The organism is Micromonospora sp. MP36, from assembly GCF_008119785.1.
Lineage (GTDB): Bacteria > Actinomycetota > Actinomycetes > Mycobacteriales > Micromonosporaceae > Micromonospora.
In genome coordinates this window covers 1-22,180 of sequence record NZ_VSFA01000106.1, presented here as the reverse complement: position 1 = coordinate 22,180, position 22,180 = coordinate 1, and the positions used below count along the sequence as shown (strand labels likewise).

Sequence of the window (22,180 nt, the reverse complement as noted above, 5' to 3'; positions counted from 1 at the left end):
GCGCGGGAGGACTGGATTGAGGACTTGTCCCCTCCCGTTCTGGGGGCGGCCCGCCCCCCGCCCCGCCACATCAAGCGGACCTTGACGCACGTACGGACGCTGGCGGGCCGGGCGGTGGTCTGCTCGGCTCGCCCGGGTCGGCGGCAGGCGGGATGGCCCACCGCAACCATCCACGGACCGTGACCCGCCGGTGGAGCCCCGGCCATCCTGGAGCCGGAGCGCCCCCGCCGGAGGTAGGGCGCACTGACCGCAATCCCGCGACCGCGGCCAGCTCGCCAACGCGGCCGGCGTGCGCTCCCCCTACGCCGGCGGGCTCGTGGCCGCGCGGCCGGCCCACCACCCCACCGGTCAACGGGCTGTCGTGCTGCGGCGGCCCCCCGGGCTCCCCGCCCTTCGCGCCAGCCGCCGGGCGCCGGGCGTGACGTCCAGACATCGCCAGCAGCCGGCCGTCACCGGGGTGTCGGTTCGTGTGGCTATCTCCGCCAACAGGCTGATCTGAGGCAGGAAGGCCCGCTGCTAGCGTGCGCACCATGAAGACCGCCGGTGCGCTCACGATGATCGTCGGCATCATCGCCGGGATCGTCTTGTTTCTGCTGCCGGCCAAGGTCAGCGTGTTGGGTACCTCGATAAGTTGTGCCCCGCCGGTAATCCAGCTAGTCGCGCCGGACACGGGGTCAGTCGATGACACCTTCACCGCCGCCGTAGTGCAGGACTGCAAGAGCCAGTCGGTCGTGCGCTCGTTTCTGGGCCTCGTTGTCTTGGCGATCTCGATTGGCGGTGGTGCGATCATGCTGGTGGTCGGCGGCGATAAACGCTCAGAGCCGCAATGGGCCTGGGACGGTAATCGCTGGGTCAACCGCGCGTAGCGCCCCGGTTGGGTCGCATCTGCAGGTCTCATGCCGACCGGCGAGGACCGCATCCGGCGGGCCGTCGACCAAGGTGCTCGGATCACCCTCGGACGGCCTGGCGGCGGCGCTTCGCCGTGACCATGGAGATCTACACGCAGGTGTCGTCCAAGGCCACGCGGGAAGCGCTCAAGTGCCTCGGGGACGTCCTCGACGGGTGATGCTGCAACCGCTCCCTGCGGTCAGCTCGCCCTATGAGGCTGTCCAGCACACCACGTCGCGAGAGCTTCCTCTGTATAGGGGAGATTGCACTCTCCGATGGCTCGCGGCATCATCGGGCCCTGCCTCAGCAGGCGGGCATGAATGACGACGCGAACGACCTCCTGCTGCAGAAGTGAGAGACCATCGAATGCGGTGCCGTCCGGAAGCGGACCGTCGGGAAAGGTCAGGCCGAGCAGGAGCCGCAACGCCAGGAAGTCAGGCCGATGCGGGTCCGGAACCCGCATCCGCTCCAGCAGCAGACCAGCGAGCTGTGGCACCGAGTTGCCGGTGAGACCGCCGAGGGCCGAGGCGGTGACATTGGCCATCGCGCCGGCCGGTGAACCCCAATCCTGAACCGGCTCCATCAGGCAGTCGCTGAGCTCGGCCAGAAGCGCCGTGTCGGGTGCCGGGAGGAGCCGCACCAGTCCGATCAGCGCCGCCCGGTGAAGAATCCGGTCGGAGTTGCCACGCCATCGGCGTACCGCATCCACGATGGCGCCGTCGGAGGGCTGGCCAGCGAGTCCGGCCGCGATGCACATCTCCGCGGCTACGGCCGGGTCCGCCTCTACTGACAGCCGTTGAGTCAGAACGGGTGACATGGTTGCCCACTCCTGCGGGAAGGGGGCGAGCAGATACGCCATCCCGAGACGAAGGTCCGGGTCGGGATCGCGCAGGACCTGCAGGTAGGTGGGGACACCGGCCCGCACTGCCTCATACGCTGCGGCGTGGCAGGGATCAGTGACCGGGCGTCGATAACCGCCATGCTTGCGCCACTCCGGCGACCTGGACAACCACCAGTCCGAGCGCTGCGACGCGAGTTCGCTGAGACTCGGAACGTCGGACGCCGGCCTTGGCGATTCATGCAGCTCGACACAGTCGAGGATCGTCCGCAGGAGGCGGTAAGCCACCAAGCGATCCGGTGCCTCCTGGTCGGCAAGCAGATCGATCAGGTACGGCGCTGCGGCCGCCGCCGGCTCCTCCACCAAGCCTTGATGCTGGAGATGGTCTTCGAGCTGCTCTTCCGCCTCGCCCCGCGCCGCCGGGTCCTGAGATCGAAGCGTCTGCAACAGCCTCGGCACATCCGAGGCCGGTCCGTACGGGCCTTGCAGCGATTCCCAGTCGACGTCGCGCAGGTAGTCACTCACGGCCGGCAAAGTAGCACCACGGCCCGACCATCTGGCTGATCGAGAACGCCGCCGTATCCATCGACCTGGAAGATCCTGGCCCAGCTGCGCTGCTCCCCAGGCCGAGCAACGACGGGTACCGAATCTCCCAGGCCGCCGACGCGATCGGTCGTGCAAGGCCATCTTCGCTCGACACCGCGCTGGACACAGCGTCCGCTAACGCTCACGTCGTTCAGCTCAAAGGCAACACCCGTCCGCGCTCGTCCGGCCTTAGAGCCTGGTAAATAAGGGGTTTGGGCGGCCGCCGGTCCTGATGAAGATCGACGACGGTGACGGCGCCGGCGTGGCGGCGTGACATGGGGAAGGGCCTTCGGATACGAGCAAAGGTGACTAAACCAGCACGACCGAAGGCCCAACCCTGTCTGTACACCTTGTCGCCGGCGTCGCCGCATCCACCACCCCGGCTACCGTTGACGATCACCTGCCCACCGCCCGGCCACGGCACTATCCGTCCGACACCTCCGACGCCGAATGGCAGGTCCTGGCCCCGCACGTACCGGCCGGGACCGGACGCGGCCGGCCGATCATCTACCCCCGCCGCGACATCGTGGACGCGATCCGCTACCTCGACCGCACCGGCTGCCAGTGGAACGCGCTGCCTGCCGACTTCCCGCACCACAAGCTCGTCTACCACTACTTCACGACCTGGACCCGCGACGGGACCCTCAACCGCATGCACAACAGCCTGCGGGAACAGGTCCGCGAACAGGTCGAGGGTCGTGACCTGCAGCCGACAGCCGCGCTGGTCGACTCCCAGTCGGTACGGGCAGCGGAGACCGTCGGCCGACCCAGCCGCGGCTACGACGCCGGCAAGAAGATCAACGGCCGGAAACGCCACATCGCCGTGGACACCTGCGGACTACTGCTCGCGATCCTGGTCACCGGCGCGAACGTCCAGGACCGCGACGCCGCCCGGCCCCTGCTATGGGCGCTACGCGCCTGCTTCCCCACCATCCGGCTGACCTGGGCCGACAGCGGCTACGCCGGCAAACTCGTCGACTGGGCCGCCGCCCGCCTCGCCCTGACCGTGCAGATCGTTGCCAAGCTCGCCGGGCAGACCACGTTCGTCGTGCTGCACCGAAGGTGGTGCGCGGAGCGCACGTTCTCGTGGATCAACCGGTGCCGACGCACCGTCCGAGACTACGAACGGCTACCCGAGCACCACGCCGCGATGGTCCAATGGGCCATGATCATCGTCATGACCCGCCGCCTCGCCCGCCACCAACACACCTGAAACCCTTATTTACCAGGCTCTTAGCCACGGTTGAGGCTTCTCGCTGCTTCACTCCCGCCTTGCCAGCTGCCCACCGCCGGCAGCAGACGGAAGGCGACATCCTCATGGGAGCCCGTTGTCACTCGAGTCGCCGACACTGCCCAGTCAGCTCAGGCTTTCGGCACCAGCTCGAGAGTGGTTGAATGCTACCGGGAAAGAAGTCTTGGTAGGTGCTGTAAAGGCGAAGGTGAAGCCGAATGGTCGCTGGACCAAGCGAGCCAGGCAGCAACCGTCCCCCCGCCGCTCAGTTCCATCGCGCGCTTGCAGCCTGGTGGAAGGAACTGGATTGGCGCGGCAAGACCCTGCTCGTCGGTGCAGCCCTTGCCTTTGTTGTGGCAGTGGTGGGACCCGCCCTTGAGGATCCGCAACCGCAGGCATCCCCCGAAGAAGCAGCGACCGAGTCCCAAAGCCCGCATACGCAATCGCCTTCCCCAGCTCCCGTCGATTCGAAGCTGACATCCACTGCTGTAGCCGACGAGCCATCCAAGAGCAGTGCCCCGAGCATGCCGAGCAATCGAGAGTTGCGCGAGTCTCTGAAGATATACATTTGCGGAGGCGTTAGTGAGCCGTGCCCCCCGTCGTGGGTGGATCCCACATCAGTAAGCGACACAGACGGCGTCGTCCGTGCCTTCCTGCCCGTGGACAACGACAAACCGGGGCAAGCCTCGGGTGACTGGATGTGCCGCAACATCCGGGTCTGGGCGAGAGATGAGCTCCCCGGCGCAAGAGCCATAGTCGTGTACTCGGCCGACAACGCCGTGCTTCACCAGGGAACGGTTGATGGCGGTTGCTAGCCAGGTTTGGGCATTTATTGACCAAACTCTGCTCCACGGGCCAGCAATGTTTGCCTCTCCGGCGCTCACCCACCACGACGCACGGCAGCGCGACCTCGCCGTCGAAGCCCTCGGCGACCTGCTGCGCACCGGCGCGCTCGACCACGTCGACGCCGAAACTGCGGTGACCGCGCTTGTCGCCGCAGCTGTCAACGATCCGGACGCGGCCGTTCAGGAGTCCGCAGCTGTCAACGATCCGGACGCGGCCGTTCAGGAGTCCGCGCTCCATGCCATAGCCGAGGCATTCGATCACTACGAGCTGCCGCTGCGGCTGTTCCATCCCCTTCAGCAACGGCTGCCGGCGATGCCACCGAACCTGCTCGCCGAGTACGCCCTCGACATCCTCGCCGCCACCGATGACCCCGACGCGCGCTACACCATCCAGGCGTTCCTCAATCACCCCGAGCCGGCAGTACGGCACGCCGCAGCCCAGGCGATCGCCGCGCCATAGGCGACCGCGAAGCGGCCCCGTGACGCGCCGGGGTCCTCGCGTAGCCCTCGTGATGCCTGAGCGAGGAGAGTCGGCCGCTCCGGCTTCGCGGGTCTCTGAGGGAAGGCCGGGGTGTGGGCGGAGCCCCACGTCTAACGGGTGGGAGGAAGTGCACCGCTCGTCGTGTACCGCTCGCCGTGGTCGCCTTGAAGGTTGGCCTGCAAGTCCTCTGCGATGATTCCGAACTCCCGGTAGGCGTCGCCGTCGAAGTGGCCCTTGATCTCGATAGCACCTTCGAACCAGGCCAGCGAGACCACGCTTCCGTCGGTACAGGTTTGCTCGTAGATGGGTTGGCGATCCTCGTCCCAGCCGAGCCATCCGCCTACCCGGAGCGTGGGGCCGCTCTCCGCGTAGGTCAGCCACTCGTCCAGGGCGATGGGGTGCTTGTCGCTGTCGTAGTACTCCTCGGCTCGGCTGATGTGTAGCTCGTATCCCACGGTTCCTCCACGCAGTCAGCTCTTGCCCGAGGGGCGCACGATACAGGGCAGGTGGTCTCCGGTCGGGCCGACGCGGCCCGCTTTGCGGGCCGTCTTGATCCTTTGGGCGGGTTTGGCTGTACGGATGGGACTTGCTTCTCCGCCGGCACGCGGCATTAACCCAGGGGCACCCCCCGCTGCCGTAACCAGGCTTCGAGTTCCTCGGCGGTCCCGTTCAACGGCGGCTGGTCGTCGGTGAAGTAGGAGTAGGGCGCGATCGACACGCCCTCGACGATGCGGCGCGGGTCATCCTCCGGCGCACCTGGGTCCAGTTCTTGAGCCGATAGCGATGCCATTGAGAAGATCGCAAATCCGGCTTGCAGGTCAAACCCAATGTCGGACGGGGTGCCGAGGTGCCCCTTGGCGGCCAAGTCGATCATTACCTCGTCCATGAACCGGTAGGTCAACTGCACCCCGTCGAAGAAGACTTGGTCGTCCATTCCATAGCTGACTTCGACCAGTTCAACGACGTCGTCTCGGTCGTATGTGACGACGAGCATCGGGTCCACCGAGTCATAGACGGCCCGCGTGTGATTGCCAGCGTGGACCGAAGGCCCCAGCCTCCGCTCCACTTCCCCGCGTTGGTCACCGATCTTCACGGCTTCAACGCCGACCCCGGGGATGATCTCCATTTCCGAATTATGGCCAATGCCTGCTGTCCCGTCGGAACCAGCCCGAATGTGATGCCGTCGTCGTCGACTGGCGGCGGTATAGGTGATCTCGGGTCGCGGACACCACGACTGCCGACCGAGGACCGGTCACAGCGTGAATCAGGTGCAGGAACTCTCCCACGAGCCTCGGCAAGACATCCCGGGCGTCGACGAAACGGGCCCAATCCGGACATCGGCCTGACTTGATCGTGGCGGCGGGTCACGCGTGGATGTCGATCGACCAAACCGATGCACACCCCACGATTCAGGAGTCACCGCACAAATGCCGAACGGAAGTGTTTTCAAGCGATGCGGCTGCCGGGATCCCGAGACGGGCAAGCCGCTGGGCAACACCTGCCCGAAACTGCGCCGCCCCAACCGGGCCTGGAACTCCGCCCACGGCCAGTGGGCCTACCAACTCGAACTACCCCCAACCCCCGACGGGCGTCGACGGCAGTTGCGCCGCGCTGGCCTGCCCAGCCACCAGGCGGCCACCGCCGAGGTGGACCAGGCCCGCGCACTGCTGGCCCTTGCCGGACGCGATCGGCGGCGCCGGGTCGAGATCGCGGACCTGTTGCAGGCCGCCGTGCGCGGCGGACAGCCTCTGCCGGAGGTGGATCGAATCCGGCAGCGGCTGCGCGGCGACGGACCCTTGGCCGACATGCCCACCATCGGCGAGTACCTCACCCGATGGTTGACCGAGTTGACCGTCGACGCGAACACGGTGCGCGGCTACGAGTCGATCGTGCGGGTCCACCTCGTGCCGCACCTCGGCGAGATCCCGTTGGACAAGCTGCGCACCGGTCACATCAAGGCCATGTTCACGGCGATCGAACGCCGCAACGCCGACATCCTCGCCGCCAAATCCAGCCCCGACCCCGCCGTCCGCGCGACGGTCGCCGGGGTCCGGCCGACCGGCCCCTCGACGCGACAGCGGATCCGCGCCTGCCTGCGCAAAGCCCTCAACGACGCCCTGGCCGAGGAGTTGATCGTCGGGTCGAACCCCGCGGCGCTGGTCAAGACCCCCGGTGACCGGCCGGTGCCGATCGTGTGGGAGGCCGAACGCGTGAAGCGGTGGAAGGAGACCGGCAAGGTCCCCGGACCGGTCATGGTGTGGACCGACGAGCAGGTCGTGGAGTTCCTCGACTACGCCAAGGAACACGCCCCGGACCTGCACCCGATGTGGCACTACATGGCCTACCGCGGTCCGCGCCGCGGTGAGGCGTGCGGGCTTCTCGACGCGGAGGTGCGCCTCGACCAACGCGAGACGACGATCAACAGCCAGATCGCCACCCACGGCTACCAGGCGGTGCAGAAGAAGCCCAAGAGCAAGGCCGGCAACCGCGACCTCGCCCTCGACGCCGAAACCACCAAAGTCCTCACCGCCTACCGGGCACGCCGCGCCCAGTGGCGCCTCGCCGCAGGCGACTCCTGGCCACACACCGGGTTGTTCTTCGTCCGCCCCGACGGCCACGCATGGCACCCCAACGCCGTCACCCAACGGTTCCGCCGACTCGTACGCCAAGCCGGACTGCCGCCGATCCGCCTGCACGACCTACGCCACAGCGCCGCCACGATCGCTCTCAGCGCCGGAGTCGACGTCAAAGTCGTTTCCGAGCAACTCGGCCACTCCACCACCACTCTGACCCGCGACACCTACCAAAGCGTCACTAAGGAACTACTGCACCAGGCCGCGGACGCCGTCGCTGACAAGATCCACCGCAGGCGGCGAAAGAGCGCATAGATGGTGACCTGGGGGCCAAGCTTCGGTTCGGAGGTGGAGGGCTATCGCTGCGCCTGCCGCTGACCTGGCAGCAGCGCCGAATGAGCGGCCTAGTTCTGCAGTCGACGGCCTCTAGCTCGGCATCGTGAGGTGCCGGGGCGGCACAGGGTCGGTCAGGCGTCAGGGCGGTCGGACCAGGGTGGTTCGCCTAGGAGCTCACGGCAAGCCGTCATCAGCTTCTGCTGAGCGTCAGCGATCCGGGCCTCGGCCTGCGTCATGTCCGCCTTGCCGTGGCTGCTGACGTCCAAGTCGCCAGCGTCCTTCACGGCCAACACCAACTCCCGGCCGGCGGCGCTCACAGCGGGGTCCGTCGAACGGGCGGCCCGGCCTCCGACGCTTCCGTTCAGGATCCAGCCATGGTCATTCTTCTCCAGCCGTTGCGCCAGCAAAGCACAACCACCGCGGCTGTACTGGTCGGGGCTGGGCCGGCTTGCCTCCGGCTTGTCGTCACTGCAACCGGCGAGAAGAAGGGTGGCGCCCAGCAGAATCGCGGCGAGGGACCGATTCACCGGCGGATCGTATACCGGCGATCATGAGAATCGAGATCAACTCAGCTAGCGCTGTCCCACGCCCGGTTCGGGTTGGCCGGCTCACCTGGGTGGCTGCGTGGCCGCGTCGCCGTTCATCTCCCGCCACTGGCCCCCATCGGCGTGCACGAGGCGTCGCACCATCTGCCGGGCCTCCTGCTCGGTGTCGAACTCCCACCGCAGCACCTTGCCCGTCTCCGAGTCGCCTGCCCTGGCGATGACGTGCCAGCGGACCTCGCGGGCGAGCCACACGTCACGCCGGGTCAGCCGCCCCCAGCTGTTGTTCCACCAGCGCGTCACCAGCTCTTTCCCCACCCGGCGATCGTACAAGTGTTCGGAACATGGGGTGGCGGTGTACGTGAGGAAGACGGAAGCCGTAGAGGAAACGGCATGCACGACCACGGCCAGGGCGAGCCTGCGGCGTTGTATGCGACCCGGGCGGGGCAGCCGCGCGGGGTGCGGGTCGTGGCCACTTTCGCGGTGCCGCGGTTGGACATACTGGAAATCAGCTATCGCCGCTGATCGGTTGCCTGCTGATCCGGGAGGGCGCTGCTCCAGACGTATACCCACGGCGGGCCGCCGCCGGCGATCGACTCCAGCGCGTACACGCCGTTGATGTCCGCGTCGAGCAGTTCGCCACCGTACTCGATCCACAACCAGGTCTGATCGATAGTTGCAGGGGGCACGCCGTCCTCGTCGACCGGCACCAGGACGGAGCGGCCATCCACCGGCCCGCCGACGCACGGTACGTCGATCTTCGCCCACATGCTTGGATCATCGGCCGAGACCCGGCGGCGCCAGGCGTGTTCCGCCAATTGGGCCCGTACCCATACCCTTTGCCGGCCGTCGTCGCGCAGAGAAGGTCCGTGTCGCCGAACCCTGCGTGGCACTTCGCCGACCGAAGGGCAGGGGATTAATAGCTGCCGGGGCTCACCTCGCGCATCGTCCCGTCTGGTCCCATCCGGAACGTCCGCGGTGGGCCCATGGCCCGTAGCGCCTTCGCGTACAGGGCTTCCCGCGCGGCCTGTTCGGCGCCGGAGGGGTCGGTCACGCGGAAGCCGTGCAGGTGAACGGCTTCGGTGTCGACGTCGTCCGGCTCGGGGCGTCCCTCAATGACGAAGCCGAACAGGGCGCGCAAGGCTTCCTCGCCGAGCTTGAGGGGATGGAACGGCAGTGGGTATGGGCCTTGGTTGGGCCAGCCTGGTATGGGTTTGACGGGGTGTTCGCCCGCCCAGTAGGGCAGCTCGAAGTCGTACGGCGTGCCGATGTTCTCCTGGATGCCGCTGTCGGGTGACAGGCTCAGTGATCTGATGAGTTCGCCGTCTTCCCAGACCGCGAAGGCAAGCGCGTCCACGGCCGAGTGCATCGCGTGCATGATAATCCGTCTGCCCGCTCCCGCTTGGCGAAGGTGTTCTGGCAGCTCAGACGTGTGGCCGAGGACGAGCCGCTGGTCGCAGTACAGCTCCACCCCGGCAAGCTTCATGGCGTATGTGATGTCATCTGGCGGGTAGGTGTCCTCGAACAGTGTGCCGTCGTCGGCGGGCTCGACGTCGTAGCCGGGGTGGACCTGGCGCACCAGCGCCTCGGTCTCGGCTCGCTCCGCGCGGGTGGCGCCACGCAACGCGGCGCGGATATCTCCGTCGGCGAATGCCAGCAGGGCTGTCTTCGCGCCCACGTCGCGCCTCCGGGTCCTCGGCTTCGGACAAGCGCCTGCACAGTACCTGCCTACGGATCCCCGAGTCGGCCCGTCCTCGTGCGCTGTCTCGCCATGGCCAGCCGCCCGCCGCTTGGCCCTCGGCGGGCGGCTGGCCACATGGCGGGGTTAGCTACCGCACGAGCTGATCAGCCCGGTGATCGCGGTGACGGCCGTAGCAAGGGCCGCGATGAGCGCGGCCAGCTCACCGATCGTCGGTTTGCGGCGAGCCGAATCGCTGGAATTCCCGTCCGGGGAACTACCGGATCTCCAAACGGTCGTTAGTCTCATCGTCTTGCGTCTCTCCCTCCGCTGAGGCTGGGCGCAGGCCAGGGGCGGCACTCGCGGATCAGGCAGGGTGCCGCCCCTTTCTGCACGGGCTGTCGTCGCCCGCTTAATGTGAAACGACAAGGGCGTGCAAAGAGTGATTGGCCAGTCAGGACATTTTCTCGCGTCCTTATGCCCGCTTTTATACACATTTAAGCAGGTTTGGCGCTAGCGATTCTGCGATCATGCAAGTTGCACATTGCAATGATGATCTTCCTAAAAGCCTCACGGAAAGTAGTTGCGACAAGACGAGTCGCTGTCCGCAGGACCAGCGGGCTTGGGCCAGAGTTCGGACTGCAGCTCTGCACGCTCGGAGGCCAACCCTGGCGTGATCCTTGCGCACCTCTCCTTAGCCCGAAAGCCCGGCCGTGCAGATGGAGAAGGTCTGTCGAAAAAATTCCGGCCGCCGATGTCGAACTTGGCGTCGCCAGGTTCGACCCCTGGGCAGAGACGGGCCGGCCGGGTCACCGGCGGGCCGACGCAAAGCAAGGAGTGGATCGATGACGAAGGTTACGACCGGGGCGACGATGTCGTTGGACGGCTACATCGCCGACGCGGCGCACGGTGGGTTCGAATACCTCTTCCAGTGGTACAACAACGGCGACGTGGAGACGCCGACGGCCACGCCGGGCATGACGCTGCGCACCTCGGCGGCGAGCGCCAAGCACCTGCGCGACCTGACCGAGCGGACCGGGGCGCTGGTGGTCGGACGGCGGCTGTTCGACATGACCCACGGCTGGGGCGGCCGGCACCCCATGGACGTGCCCGTGGTCGTCGTCACCCACACCGTCCCCGACGGGTGGGAGCGGGAGAGCGACTCGTTCGTGTTCGTCACCGACGGCATCGAGCACGCGATCGACACCGCCAAGGCCATCGCCGGCGACAAGCAGGTCGGCGTCAACGGCGGCACCATCACCGCGCAGGTCCTCGAAGCCGGCCTGCTCGACGAGGTCCACATCGACCTCGTCCCCGTCCTGCTCGGCGACGGCATCCCCTTCTTCGCCGGCCTGAAGATCACACCCGTCCAACTGGACGGGCCCACGAAGGTCGTCGAGGGCAACGGCGTCACCCACCTCGCCTACCGCGTACGCAAGGCGGGCTGACCCCGCTGGTCTGGCAAGCCCCCGCGCAACCCTCACTCCTCGCCACCCATCCGGCCGACAGCGCTACAAGGACGCCCGCTCCCGACCACAGCCGTCGGCACCGCCTGCCACCCGATGGAGACGAAGCGCCCCCACCAAGGCAGGTGGGGGCGCTCGCGTTTCGCTTGGGGCGGGGCTGGCTATCGAGGCAGGACAGCCACGACCGTGGCAAAGCATCCGATCATCACGGCCGACCCAGCCAAAGCCGCGTACGGCAACCAGTCGCGTCGCCGCTCGGGTACTGGCGGCATGGGGTGAGTGGGCTGGTTCCAGCCGGCAGGTGCCGGCCGGCTGGCGTTGACCGGCCAGCGGGGCGGCGGTGTGCGGGTGGTCGACTCGACGGTCACGGGGCCTCCGGCAGCGTCAGGGGGCCGGTCGTCCCGCCCGGCGAGGGGCTTGGCCATGGATCGCGGCCGTCCCATGTGGATGAGCGATGGTCCGGTTCCCGCCGTTACAGTCACAAGAGGCTCCTTAAGCAGGGCAGGCTGACCAGGCCGCGTCCGACGCACTCGCGGCGGGCAAAGCCACGCGTCTCTTCCGCCACCCCTGCGCGGCGAGACTGTTCGGGGTGACGCCAACCATCCCGAAGCGCCCATGGAGGCAGTTGCCGGCGACAGCGTTCACCGTGGAGCACGGGCTGCACTCCGGCGTCGATAAACGTCGACTAGCGTTGCCTGTGTGACGGCCGTACGCGAGAGTCATCGGAGGTCGGGCGGGACCTGTCGCTGGGAGAGGACCAGCTTGTGCCGCTCTCGGTCATTTTTGGCCGCGCTGGACTTCAAGGATTTCTAGTTCAGCTGCGTCAGCGCTGTGCCGCTGCTTGCCAGTGGGCCGACGCGGCCGGACAATTCGCTGTCCGGCCGTAGTCCGCCTGCGGGACGATCCGTCGGCCGGTCGACAGGGTTCGCCGAGGCTTCGCAACTGGCCGAGGGGGGATACAGTGCCTCGCCATCCGGATACTTTGATCAGGCCGAATGCGGCGCTGGCCCGTGCTCGTCAGGGTCTGCCGTCACCGAGGCGTCCGGGTCAGTGCATGTCCCGCAGCGAGTTGGCCGACGCCGTTAACGCTGCTCTTGATCGGCTCTATCCCGGCCAGGATCTCACCGCTCACTACGTCGACTTCCGATGGATCGGCAAGCTTGAGCGCGGTGAACACCGCTGGCCCAGCGAGGCGCGCCGTGCCGCCCTCCGCAAAGTCTTGGGCGCTTCTAACGACACCGATCTCGGTCTCTACAGTCCGCGACGCACTGCAACCTATCGGGCTACCCACGGCAGCGCCGTGCAGCCATCGCCGGGCAGCTGGGACGAGACGATCTACCAGCTGCGAGGACAGTGGCACCTGCTTGTTCAGAATGACAAGCTATTCGGGCCGGAATACGCGCTAATCGGCGTGACGAGGCAGTTGATGCTGCTCGAGCAGCTCCTCAGCGACGTATCCAACGCGTTCCGGCCCGCCCTCGTTCGCCTTGCCGCGCAGTACGCCGAGTCCGCAGCGTGGTTGAATCAGTCGCTCAACGAGCATGCCGCAGGCCAACACTGGACCGAAAAGGCACTCGTCTGGGCGAACCAGATCGCGGATCCAACCATGACGGCATGGGCGGCATATCGCTACAGCCAGCACTGGCTAATCGTCGGAAATCCTCGCCGTGCCGTTGAACAGGCCGAAGCCGCAATGGTTCACGACGGGCGGTTGCCAGGACCGATGCGATCGGCTCTTCGCGTCCAGCACGCACACGCGCTTGCTGCTGATGGTGAACACCGCCAAGCCATGCGGCTGCTCGACGACGCGCATCGCTGGGCGGCAGACCGCCACCCGGGCAAGCCGGAAGGTGAGCACGGCTCATACTGCACGAGTGGCTATATCGAGGTCTATCGAGGAACTTGTCTCCAGCTTGCGCAGCGACCAAACGAGGCCATCACCGTGCTCGAAGAGGCACTCTCCTCGATCCCGCGGCTGCATCGCCAGGACTTCACCTCAGCACTCGTCAGCAAAGCCGCAGCGCACCTGGCGGCCAGCCAGCCCGATCTGGCTGCTACCACCGCACGCGCGGCGCTACCGATTGCTCGCCGGGCAGGCTCGCGTCGAATCCTGCAGCAGCTCGCACAAGTAGGCGCAGCGGTCGACGGACACCGCCAGCTCGCCGACGTCCGCGCGTTCCTCGATGATCTTACGGAGACCACCTGATGGCATCGGAAGTCGAACTCGCCGCGATGCGACAAGCCATCACGCTGTCGTCTCTCGGACTGGGAACCACAAGCCCCAATCCACCCGTCGGATGTGTCATCATCGACCGCCACGGAACGGTTGTGGGCGCGGGCTTCCACCGGCGAAAGGGAGAGGCGCACGCAGAGGTGCACGCCCTTGCGGCGGCTGGCACCGCAGCACGCGGCGGCACCGCCGTCGTCACGCTCGAACCGTGCAATCACGTCGGCGTCACGCCTGCCTGCCGACAGGAGTTAATCGACGCTGGCATCACGCGGGTCGTCATCAGCGTCATCGACCCGACCTCGCGGGGTGACGGGGGCGCCGCAATGCTCGCCGCCGCCGGCGTCGAGGTCGAGACCGACGTCCTCCACGAGGAAACGCTTGCTGTTCTCGGACCTTGGCTTACTGCAACCCTGCGACGCAGGCCGCACCTCACATGGGCGTACGCCTCGAACGGCGACGGCGACCAGGGATTGGACGAACAACTCCTGCTCGACCTGCGTTACAGGGCAGATCTTGTGGTCGCGAACAAAGTGGTCGAGGAGGGTGTCGTCGGTGGCCACGCCGCCGAGCACTTCTCGCTACCAGGCCAGGCCGATGCCGATGCCGGTCTGCTGCATTGGCTTGCCGACAGTTATGCAGCAGGCGCACGGAGCGTCCTACTCGTAGGGTCCGGCCACGCAGAGGCGCTTCATGGCGACCTCGCTATCGTCGATGAAGTCGTGGTCGCCGTGCGGAGAACAGATCCTTCGAGAGCACTCGCAGCCGTCCCCCCGCACCTTGCACCAGCCGGGTTCAGGCTCGTTGACGTGTCGGCCAGGAGCGGCTTTCTGGCTAGCCGCTTCCGGCAACCCGTTCGTGGGCAGGCATAGGTTCACAAGACGCCACCTCGGGCTATCGATACAGCGACAACGAGCAACGGTTGTCAACTGACCGAGCGGTCGTCCCTGGCCGGCGGCATCTAGTTGGGTTACGACGGCCGCCAGCAATGGCGGTCCGGAAGCTGCGGGTGCGGGTACGCGTCGGCCTACCCAACCAAACGACCGAGCGGCGTCACGTTGACAACGCGTCCGCCAGCCGGCGTCCATCCGTCTGTCGCGCCGGCCCGCGATCGCCTCATGTCGCTTGCATGGAATCCGGATAAACGGGCCGTCACTGACAGCCTCTAACCCGGCCCATATCCAATCGATGGCACAACTGCCTCCCGGGCCAGTAGTGCGCAGTGGATTGCTCCACGGCCGGCCGACGGCAAATCGGACCACAGGTAGGACTGCAAGGTCGGACCGTAGGTCGGCATTCCTTTGCGCGCCTATTCCGGTGATCGTTAATTGGCATCGGTCGCTGCACGGCGACCAGCAGGGCGCCATGGCAACCCTGCAAGGCAGAAAACCGCAGGGTGTCGGGCCGGTGTGGCGATGGAGCGACCTCGACCTCGACTCCCGACTAGCGCCCGGTTCGCCGTGACCCTATGAGGAAGGCTCTCAAGATGTATGACCAGGATGAGCTGGCCCGCTACGGCTACCGACAGGAGTTGAGCCGGCAGCTCCGATTGCGGGACCTGTTGGCCTATGGCCTCGTCTACATGGTGCCGATCGCGCCGATGGCGATCTTCGGCAGCGTCTACGCAGGCTCCGGTGGGATGGTAGCCCTGGCGTACGCGATCGGTGTGGTGGCGTTGGTGTTCACCGCGTTCTCGTACGCGCAGATGGTGCGAGCCTTTCCGATGTCGGGCAGCGTCTACAACTACGCGGGCCGAGGCATCAGCCCGCCGGTCGGGTTCCTCGCCGGCTGGGTGATCCTGCTCGACTACGTCCTCGTACCCGGGCTGTTGTATTTGGTGGCGTCGGTGGCGATGCACGCGACCGTGCCCGCGGTGCCGGTGTGGCTGTGGCTGCTCGGGTTTGTCGCGGTCAACACCGTCGTCAACTCGGTCGGGATCCGCATGACCGCGGTGGTCACCCGGGTCATGCTGGTCGGCGAGCTGATCGTCCTGGCGATCTTCATCGCCGTCGCCGGCTGGGCCCTCGCCTCCGGGAAGGGTCGGTTCAGCTGGGAGGCTTTCTACAACCCGGACACCTTCAGCTGGTCGGTCGTCGCGGGCGCGGTGTCGATCGCCGTGCTGTCCTTCCTGGGTTTCGACGGCATCAGCATGCTCGCCGAGGAGGCCAAGGGTGGTTCCCGGCAGATCGGCCGCGCCATGGCGGCCGTTCTCGTGCTGGCGGGGGTGCTGTTCATCGCCCAGACGTGGCTCGCGGCGATGCTCGTCCCCAACCCGTCCGGGCTGTTGACCAACGGGGACCCGAACGGGACCGCCTTCTACGACGCCGCCCACGTCGCCGGCGGAGGTTGGCTGGCGACGGTGTGTGCGGTGGCCACGGCGGTGGCGTGGGGGTTGCCGAACTCGATGGTCGCCCAGGTCGCCACCAGCCGGCTGTTGTACGCGATGGCCCGGGACCGGCAGTTGCCCGCGTTTCTGGCGAAGGTGTCGATCCGCCGTAGCGTGCCGATCAACGCCACCCTGCTCACCGGCGTCGTGTCCCTCGCCATCGGCCTGTACATGGCCACCCGTGCGGATGGAATCACGTTGTTGTCGTCGTTGATCAACTTCGGGGCGATGGTCGCCTTCCTGGTCCTGCACGTCTCCGTGGTCGTGCACCACCTCATCCGCTGCCGTAGCGGGAACTGGTGGGCGCATCTGGTGATGCCCGCGGTCGGGTTCGCGATCTTGGCCTACGTGGTGGTCAACGCCAACATCGCCGCCCAGCGCTTGGGCCTGGCCTGGCTCGCCCTCGGCGTCCTGATTCTTGCCGGCCTGTATCTGTCGGGACGCCGACCGGTGCTCTCCGGGCTCGCGCCCGCCACGCCGCAGCAGCGTGACGTGGAGCGGGTGTGATGGCCATGGACAAGGTCACCTACCACCCGGCGCGAGACGAACTCGCCTACACCTTCGGTGGGCGGATGCCGGTCGCTCACCTGCGCTCCGGCGACGTACTCGAGGTCTTCACCGAGGACTGCTTCGGCGGGCTCGTGCGGGGGCCTGCGGATCTGCCGTCGCAGGTGTGCCGCATGCCCTACCTCAACCCCGTGTCCGGGCCGTTCTTCGTCGAGGACGCCGAGCCCGGCGACACCCTCGCCATCCACCTCGCCTCGATCATCCCGGCCCGGGACTGGGGTGTGTCCTCGACATTCCCGCACTTCGGCGCGCTCACCTCGACCTCCCACACCGCCACCCTGCAGCCACCGCTCGAAGAACGGGTGTGGGTGTACGGCGTCGACCGGCAGGCGGGCACGGTGCGGTTCCAGGCCACCGAAACCGACCACACCATCGACCTGCCCCTGGAGGCGATGATCGGCACGATCGGGGTCGCCCCCGGCGGGTTCGAAGCCCGCTCCACCATCGTCCCCGACACCCACGGCGGGAACCTCGACACCCCGCAACTGCGCGCCGGCGCCACCCTCTACCTCGGCGTCAAGGTGCACGGGGCGATGCTCGCCCTCGGCGACGGCCACGCCCGCCAAGGCGAAGGCGAAGCCTGCGGCGTCGGTGTCGAGATCGCCACCACCACAACCCTCGCCATCGAAGTGATCAAGGGCGCGCCGACCGTATGGCCGCGCCTGGAAACCGACACGTCGATCATGTCGATCGGGTGCGCCCGTCCCCTGGAGGACGCCTACCGGATCGCCCACCACGACCTCGTCGGCTGGGTGGGATCCCTGACCGGGCTGGAGATGCTGGACGCCTACCAGCTCATCTCTCAGGTGGGGCGGGCACCGATCGGCAACGTGTGCGACCCCAACTACACCGTCCTCGCCGCAGTCGACAAGGCCCTGCTTCCCGCGCCCGAACCCGCCTACGGCGGGGTGCACGGCCGACTGCGGCAGTCCGCGGCCGGGCTGCGGTAGGGCGGCGGCGATGAGTCTTCCTCGACTGCCGCTGCGGGACGAGCTGTTCCTGCTCGGCCACAACGACGACAGCGGCCACCCGCACATCCACCGACAAGCCCTGGCGCTCGGCCTGGCCGGCGCGGTCCTGATCGACCTGTTCCTGGCCGGTCGGGTGGTCCTCGACCCTCACGACGACCGTCCGGCCGGCGAGCGGTGGCTGCGCCTGCACACCGATCAGTCGGTCGGGGACCTGATCGCCGACACCGCCATCGCCGCCATCCGCCACGGCCGCGCCGCACCACCGGTGAAGGCGTTCCTGCGCGGCTTCTCTCCCGACCTGTACGAGCGCACCCGCGCCGGACTCGTCGCCGCCGGCATCCTCCGCCACAGCACCCGTCGACGCCTCGCAGGTCTCGCCCGCACCGACATCTACCTCGCCACCGACACCAAATGGGCCGTCGTCGCCCGCGCCCGCCTGCGGTACCTCGCCACCGGCCGCGACCAACCCGACAACCACACCGCCGCCCTCGCCGGCCTGGTCGCCACCCTCGGCCTCACCGAGCACCTCTACCTCGACGACGACACCACCACCCTCATCGCACGCCTGAAGACGATTGCCGAGCAGCATCACCGGTCGGTGCGGGACATCACCGCCGCCGTCGACGCCGCCGTCGGTGACCTTGCCACCGCCGCCTATCAATGACCACCCGCCGAGGTACCTATCTGATGGAGGATCCGTTGCGTATCCGCCCCGCCCGCTGGACGGACAAGGACCTGGTCGCCGCGCTGATCGCCGACGCCCTGTATCCCAGTCCGCTCGCCGCGTGGCTGGTGCCCGACCCCGATCAGCGGCGCCAGGTGCTGACCGGGGTCGTCGGGATCTGGGTGGAACACGCGATGTTCTTCGGCGACATCCACCTCACCGATGACAATGCCGCCGCCACCGTCGGTTTCCACCGCTACCGGCCCATCCCACCACCAGCCAACTACCGCATCCGCCTCACCGACGCCGCCGGCGACCACGCCGACCGGTTCGACCTGCTGGACAGCCTGTTATCTACGAAACAGCCCACCGAACCGCACTACCACCTTGCCTTCCTCGCGGTCCGCCCCGACGCCCAGAAGGCCGGCCATGGCACCGCGCTGCTGGCCCATCATCGGAGCCGCCTCAACCGGATAGACCTGCCCGCGTGGACCACCGTCCCCTCAGGCTGCGAGCGCCTGTACGTCCGCTACGGCTACACACCCCGACCCCCGATCACCCTGCCCGACGGGCCGACCCTGAACCCGATGCGCCGCAACTCCCGCCGCGGCAGCGCCATGCCGATCAACCCCACCCACCCGGTCGACAACCGCTGGCAGGACCTGCACCCGTAGCCGCACCGGCCCTCGACACCCTGAACCGGCATCGCATCTCATGGCCTTTCCTCGCAGATACCCACCAGACCTGATCGACGCTGTCGTGCAGCGCGTCGCGGATGCCCGCACCGTCAAGGCATACGGCGCGGTCACCACCGTCGCCCGCCAACTGAACCTCGACCCACGCCTCGTGCAGAAATGGGTCACCAAAGCCACCGCCCCACCCCAGCCAGACAGGCCAGCCGCCAACTCGTGGGAAACGTACCTACCGGCAGGGCTGCTGCACTGCACGTTCTGCCACCAACCAATGACCCACGCCGAGCTGCAGGACTCCCGGCAGGGCTACCAGTGCCAGGCGAGCTGCCGGCCCCGACCCCTCGACGCCGCGGCCATCGCCGACACCATCGGCAGGGCGATCCTGCGGCACACGCCGCGGATCATCCCCGCCACCAGCACGCCGACACCTCCACACCTCGCCGCCACCCACGCCCACCGCGTCCTCGCCCGCATCACCATCGGCACCACCTCCGCCGACATCAGGCTCACCTGGCGCGCCGCACCCCTAACCGGCCCCGGCGTCGACACCAAACGCGCACAAGCTGTCGCCAGCGCCCGTCACCTGGCCCTCGACGATCCACTACGCGCCCTGCGACTCCTGCACGACAGCCTCACCGGCACCGACCCCGCCACCGCGCCCGCACACCCTCTATTCGCCGACGCCGCCGCCCTGCTGGCCGAACTGCAACTCCGGCTCGGCTACCCGTCCGACGCCATCGCTTGGGCCACCTACGCCCACCGCAGCACCGTCCAACTCCACAGCCCCACCCACTCGCGTAGCCTCCAGGCCCTCCGCCTCCACGCCGTCGCCCACCGGCGGGCGGGACATCACCAACGGGCCTACCACCTCTACCGGCAACTCGGCGAACATCTCGTCACCACCAACGGCCCGCACGCCCAGCGAACCCTCGCCACCCACGCCGCCACCGCCCTCGTCCTCCACGACCTCGGACACTGCCAAGCCGCCCGCACCCTCCTCGCCGACACCATCACCACTCACCGCCGCCACCACCCCGACCACCCGGCCACCGCCCGCATGACCCAACACCTGACCCGCATCTGGAACGACTGCGCCACCAAAGGCCACCATCATCAGGACACCTGATCACCCAAACCCGGCCAACGGGCCGTGGACGTCGGCGCTGACGCCGTCGCTACCTGCTTGCCCCAGCCCAATCAGAGGTCCTGGCATGCCGCTCCTGAACCGGCGGCTGCTCGTGACGCCTGGCTACGGACCGCACGGTCAGCAGCCATGACACGACGCCACCGGCGCAATCTCCAATCTTCAAGAGATCTTGGACCCCTACCATCTCCTTCGTCGCTGACTTGGCGCAGTGCTTGAGCAGGAGCTGCACAACCGGCTGGCTTGACTGGGTCCACGGCGAACTGTGGCTTTCGCCGCTCGGCTTGATCCGGCGCCGGTTGAGCTGGAGCGAATCGAAGTCGCACGGCCTCGGGCCGACGGTCGGCACACCATTGCCTGAATCCGCCTTGGGCTCGTTCGATCTCGCTACGCTGCTTGCCGAGCATCCCACCAACAAGGTCATTTACTTCGACGCGGTGGTAACTGCGCAGCTGGTCAAGGGCAGAATCCCTCCCGATGCATGGAGCTTGTTTTTGTCACCCAGTACTATGAAGGGCATGAGCAGCGCTCGAGAGAAGCCGGAGAGGCTTCCACCCACCCCGGCTACGGTTCGGAACCTGTATCTCAAATCCGGAAACCTCTGCGCTCTCCCGAGTTGTCAAAATCTCCTACTCGACGTACAGGGAACCTTCATTGGAAAAATTGCTCACATAGAGGCGGCAAGTCCCGGAGGTCCTCGTTTCAATGCGAACATGTCGAATGAGGAGCGTCGACTCGAAAGCAATTTGATCCTAGTTTGTGCCAATCATCATGAAGAGATAGACCAGCAGTCGCACGTATGGACTGTCAGGGAATTGCAGAGAGTCAAGGCGCACCACGAAGCAATATTCGCAAATCCTGCGTTGGCCATTTTGGATTCGGTCCGAGACTGGACGGAAGACCAGCGGGTCATCAGCACAGGCAGGTACGAGCGATTTCGCAAGGCGTGGGACTATGACGAAGAAGATTTCGAGCAAATATCTGCTGAGATCGCGTCCACTGAGGCCCGACTTCGCCCCCTGACTAGGTCGGCGCGCCAAGTCCTAGTCACCGTCATGAAGCGGGGCGAGTATGACGAATGGTCGCGAACGCACGAGCTGGCTGTAGGCGAACTTGAGCGTGCGATGCGCCTCGATCCCAAAGATGTGCGCTCCCTCTGTGCCGAGCTTGAGAAGAGGAAGTTCGCTCGTTTGGAGATTGACGAATACCTAGGAACAGAGCCTGTCGTCGCGACGCGTGGCGCCCGTGACTATGGGTTCATGATCAGCGACTTGGCATCGTACAGCGAAAAGGAAGGCGTCGATCTCGCCGAGATCATACTCGGACTCAGATTTGATCTACTTGACGAAAAGTAGACAGATATCTCAAATATTTGTCGTCTTACTTGTGTCATGAACCTTGCCACGTTCAAAGGGCGCACTCATCTCGACGGATCCGGCGGGGGGTGCCCCTATGGGTTTCGTCAAGGAATCGGGTCGGCGTCGGGGTTGTGGGGAGGGCAGGATGGCGTGGTGCCTGATCTACTGTGGGATGACGTCAGGTGGTTCTTCGATCCTGGGGTGATGGGGTCGTTGCCGGACGTCTGGGTGCCTGGCGCCTCGGTGGAGGACTGGCAGTCGGTCCTCGATCTCGTCGCCGCTCAGGGTTGGACGTTCCAGTACTCCGAGGGCGCGGCGGTGCTGCCGCTGCCCGCGGCGGCGGCCGTGTTGTCCCGCCCGGCTGGCGCCGAGTGCCCGGAACTGCGGGTCTGGCCGTCGGCGGATGTCCTGGCGATCTTCCGGTTCTGCGCGGCGAATGAGATCGACTTCGATGTCGATCTGCGGGAGCTCCAGGGGCAGGAGCGGCTCGATGTTTTCTGCGGTTTCCTGATGGCGATCGGAAGGTGCCTGGGCAAGGCCGTGCTGATGGATTCCGAGGGCGGCGATGGGAGCCATCCGGTGCTCGGCTTCGACGTCGGCGCGGATCGCGTTGTTGTGATGGCGGGGCCGCCGGTCAGGTGACCATCGCTGTTCGCGGTTCGTAGAAGGTTCCGTCGCGGAGCATGGCGAACAGGACGTCGGCCCGGC

The 22,180-nt window shown here is 66.9% G+C and carries 22 protein-coding genes; 15 read left to right on the top strand and 7 right to left on the bottom strand.

What is annotated here, in order from left to right; all coding sequences use genetic code 11:
- The first annotated feature begins 530 nt into the window (after positions 1-530).
- Positions 531-866 (top strand): hypothetical protein, encoded by a 336-nt coding sequence (locus FXF52_RS34850; RefSeq protein WP_148803695.1) that lies wholly within the window; start codon positions 531-533, stop codon positions 864-866.
- A gap of 221 nt (positions 867-1,087) precedes the next feature.
- On the opposite strand, the gene FXF52_RS34840 is transcribed toward FXF52_RS34850, so the two are convergent.
- Positions 1,088-2,251: a hypothetical protein gene (locus FXF52_RS34840; RefSeq protein WP_148803691.1), complete on the bottom strand. Its 1,164-nt coding sequence runs from the start codon at positions 2,249-2,251 to the stop codon at positions 1,088-1,090.
- A 397-nt stretch (positions 2,252-2,648) separates the two neighbouring features.
- On the opposite strand from FXF52_RS34840, the gene FXF52_RS34835 reads away from it, so the two are divergent.
- Positions 2,649-3,524 (top strand): IS5 family transposase, encoded by an 876-nt coding sequence (locus FXF52_RS34835; protein ID WP_222870842.1) that lies wholly within the window; start codon positions 2,649-2,651, stop codon positions 3,522-3,524.
- A gap of 819 nt (positions 3,525-4,343) precedes the next feature.
- Positions 4,344-4,847: a hypothetical protein gene (locus tag FXF52_RS34830; protein WP_222870841.1), complete on the top strand. Its 504-nt coding sequence runs from the start codon at positions 4,344-4,346 to the stop codon at positions 4,845-4,847.
- A 131-nt stretch (positions 4,848-4,978) separates the two neighbouring features.
- On the opposite strand, the gene FXF52_RS34825 is transcribed toward FXF52_RS34830, so the two are convergent.
- On the bottom strand, positions 4,979-5,323 hold the full coding sequence (locus tag FXF52_RS34825) for a hypothetical protein (RefSeq protein ID WP_148803688.1): 345 nt from the start codon (positions 5,321-5,323) through the stop codon (positions 4,979-4,981).
- Positions 5,324-5,478: 155 nt separating this feature from the next.
- Positions 5,479-5,994, bottom strand: a complete 516-nt coding sequence (locus tag FXF52_RS34820; protein WP_148803686.1) for a hypothetical protein — start codon at positions 5,992-5,994, stop codon at positions 5,479-5,481.
- 301 nt (positions 5,995-6,295) lie between these two features.
- Between FXF52_RS34820 and FXF52_RS34815 the strand changes: the two genes are divergently transcribed.
- Entirely contained in the window at positions 6,296-7,756 is a 1,461-nt protein-coding gene (locus tag FXF52_RS34815) for a site-specific integrase (protein ID WP_148803684.1), read from the top strand.
- A gap of 152 nt (positions 7,757-7,908) precedes the next feature.
- Here FXF52_RS34815 and FXF52_RS34810 read toward each other — a convergent pair whose 3' ends face one another.
- Together FXF52_RS34810 and FXF52_RS34805 are read right to left on the bottom strand one after the other, a co-directional pair.
- Positions 7,909-8,304, bottom strand: coding sequence for a hypothetical protein (locus FXF52_RS34810; RefSeq protein ID WP_148803682.1), 396 nt, complete (start codon positions 8,302-8,304; stop codon positions 7,909-7,911).
- A gap of 81 nt (positions 8,305-8,385) precedes the next feature.
- Positions 8,386-8,637 carry a hypothetical protein gene (locus FXF52_RS34805; RefSeq protein ID WP_255472695.1) on the bottom strand — a complete coding sequence of 84 codons (252 nt, stop codon included), beginning with the start codon at positions 8,635-8,637 and terminating at the stop codon, positions 8,386-8,388.
- Between the two features lie 75 nt (positions 8,638-8,712).
- Here FXF52_RS34805 and FXF52_RS43520 point away from each other — a divergent pair, with 75 nt between their 5' ends.
- A complete protein-coding gene (locus FXF52_RS43520; RefSeq protein WP_255472694.1) occupies positions 8,713-8,844 on the top strand; it encodes a hypothetical protein in 132 nt (43 codons plus the stop codon).
- Here FXF52_RS43520 and FXF52_RS34800 read toward each other — a convergent pair.
- Together FXF52_RS34800 and FXF52_RS34795 are read right to left on the bottom strand one after the other, a co-directional pair.
- Positions 8,832-9,089: a hypothetical protein gene (locus FXF52_RS34800; protein WP_148803680.1), complete on the bottom strand. Its 258-nt coding sequence runs from the start codon at positions 9,087-9,089 to the stop codon at positions 8,832-8,834. The two genes, FXF52_RS43520 and FXF52_RS34800, sit on opposite strands and share 13 nt — an antisense overlap.
- Before the next feature lie 146 nt (positions 9,090-9,235).
- The gene (locus tag FXF52_RS34795; protein WP_148803678.1) at positions 9,236-9,997 is read right to left on the bottom strand and encodes a hypothetical protein; all 762 of its coding nucleotides are present in this window, start codon (positions 9,995-9,997) and stop codon (positions 9,236-9,238) included.
- 845 nt (positions 9,998-10,842) lie between these two features.
- Here FXF52_RS34795 and FXF52_RS34790 point away from each other — a divergent pair.
- The 10 genes from FXF52_RS34790 to FXF52_RS34745 all read left to right on the top strand — a co-directional run bounded on the left by FXF52_RS34790 (position 10,843) and on the right by FXF52_RS34745 (position 22,114).
- On the top strand, positions 10,843-11,445 hold the full coding sequence (locus tag FXF52_RS34790) for a dihydrofolate reductase family protein (protein ID WP_148803676.1): 603 nt from the start codon (positions 10,843-10,845) through the stop codon (positions 11,443-11,445).
- Positions 11,446-12,517: 1,072 nt separating this feature from the next.
- On the top strand, positions 12,518-13,669 hold the full coding sequence (locus tag FXF52_RS34785; protein WP_148803674.1) for a hypothetical protein: 1,152 nt from the start codon (positions 12,518-12,520) through the stop codon (positions 13,667-13,669).
- A complete protein-coding gene (gene ribD, locus FXF52_RS34780; protein WP_148803672.1) occupies positions 13,669-14,562 on the top strand; it encodes a bifunctional diaminohydroxyphosphoribosylaminopyrimidine deaminase/5-amino-6-(5-phosphoribosylamino)uracil reductase RibD in 894 nt (297 codons plus the stop codon). The genes FXF52_RS34785 and ribD overlap by 1 nt, the downstream gene beginning before the upstream one ends.
- A gap of 614 nt (positions 14,563-15,176) precedes the next feature.
- On the top strand, positions 15,177-16,583 hold the full coding sequence (locus FXF52_RS34775; protein WP_148803669.1) for an APC family permease: 1,407 nt from the start codon (positions 15,177-15,179) through the stop codon (positions 16,581-16,583).
- Positions 16,583-17,593 (top strand): acetamidase/formamidase family protein, encoded by a 1,011-nt coding sequence (locus FXF52_RS34770; protein WP_370518065.1) that lies wholly within the window; start codon positions 16,583-16,585, stop codon positions 17,591-17,593. Before FXF52_RS34775 ends, FXF52_RS34770 begins: the two co-directional genes overlap by 1 nt.
- A gap of 10 nt (positions 17,594-17,603) precedes the next feature.
- On the top strand, positions 17,604-18,278 hold the full coding sequence (locus FXF52_RS34765) for a GPP34 family phosphoprotein (protein ID WP_148803666.1): 675 nt from the start codon (positions 17,604-17,606) through the stop codon (positions 18,276-18,278).
- Between the two features lie 23 nt (positions 18,279-18,301).
- Positions 18,302-18,952: a GNAT family N-acetyltransferase gene (locus FXF52_RS34760; RefSeq protein WP_148803664.1), complete on the top strand. Its 651-nt coding sequence runs from the start codon at positions 18,302-18,304 to the stop codon at positions 18,950-18,952.
- A gap of 85 nt (positions 18,953-19,037) precedes the next feature.
- A complete protein-coding gene (locus FXF52_RS34755) occupies positions 19,038-20,096 on the top strand; it encodes a hypothetical protein (protein ID WP_148803662.1) in 1,059 nt (352 codons plus the stop codon).
- 233 nt (positions 20,097-20,329) lie between these two features.
- On the top strand, positions 20,330-21,469 hold the full coding sequence (locus tag FXF52_RS34750; protein WP_148803660.1) for a hypothetical protein: 1,140 nt from the start codon (positions 20,330-20,332) through the stop codon (positions 21,467-21,469).
- 156 nt (positions 21,470-21,625) lie between these two features.
- On the top strand, positions 21,626-22,114 hold the full coding sequence (locus FXF52_RS34745) for a hypothetical protein (RefSeq protein WP_187413899.1): 489 nt from the start codon (positions 21,626-21,628) through the stop codon (positions 22,112-22,114).
- Positions 22,115-22,180: the final 66 nt, after the last annotated feature.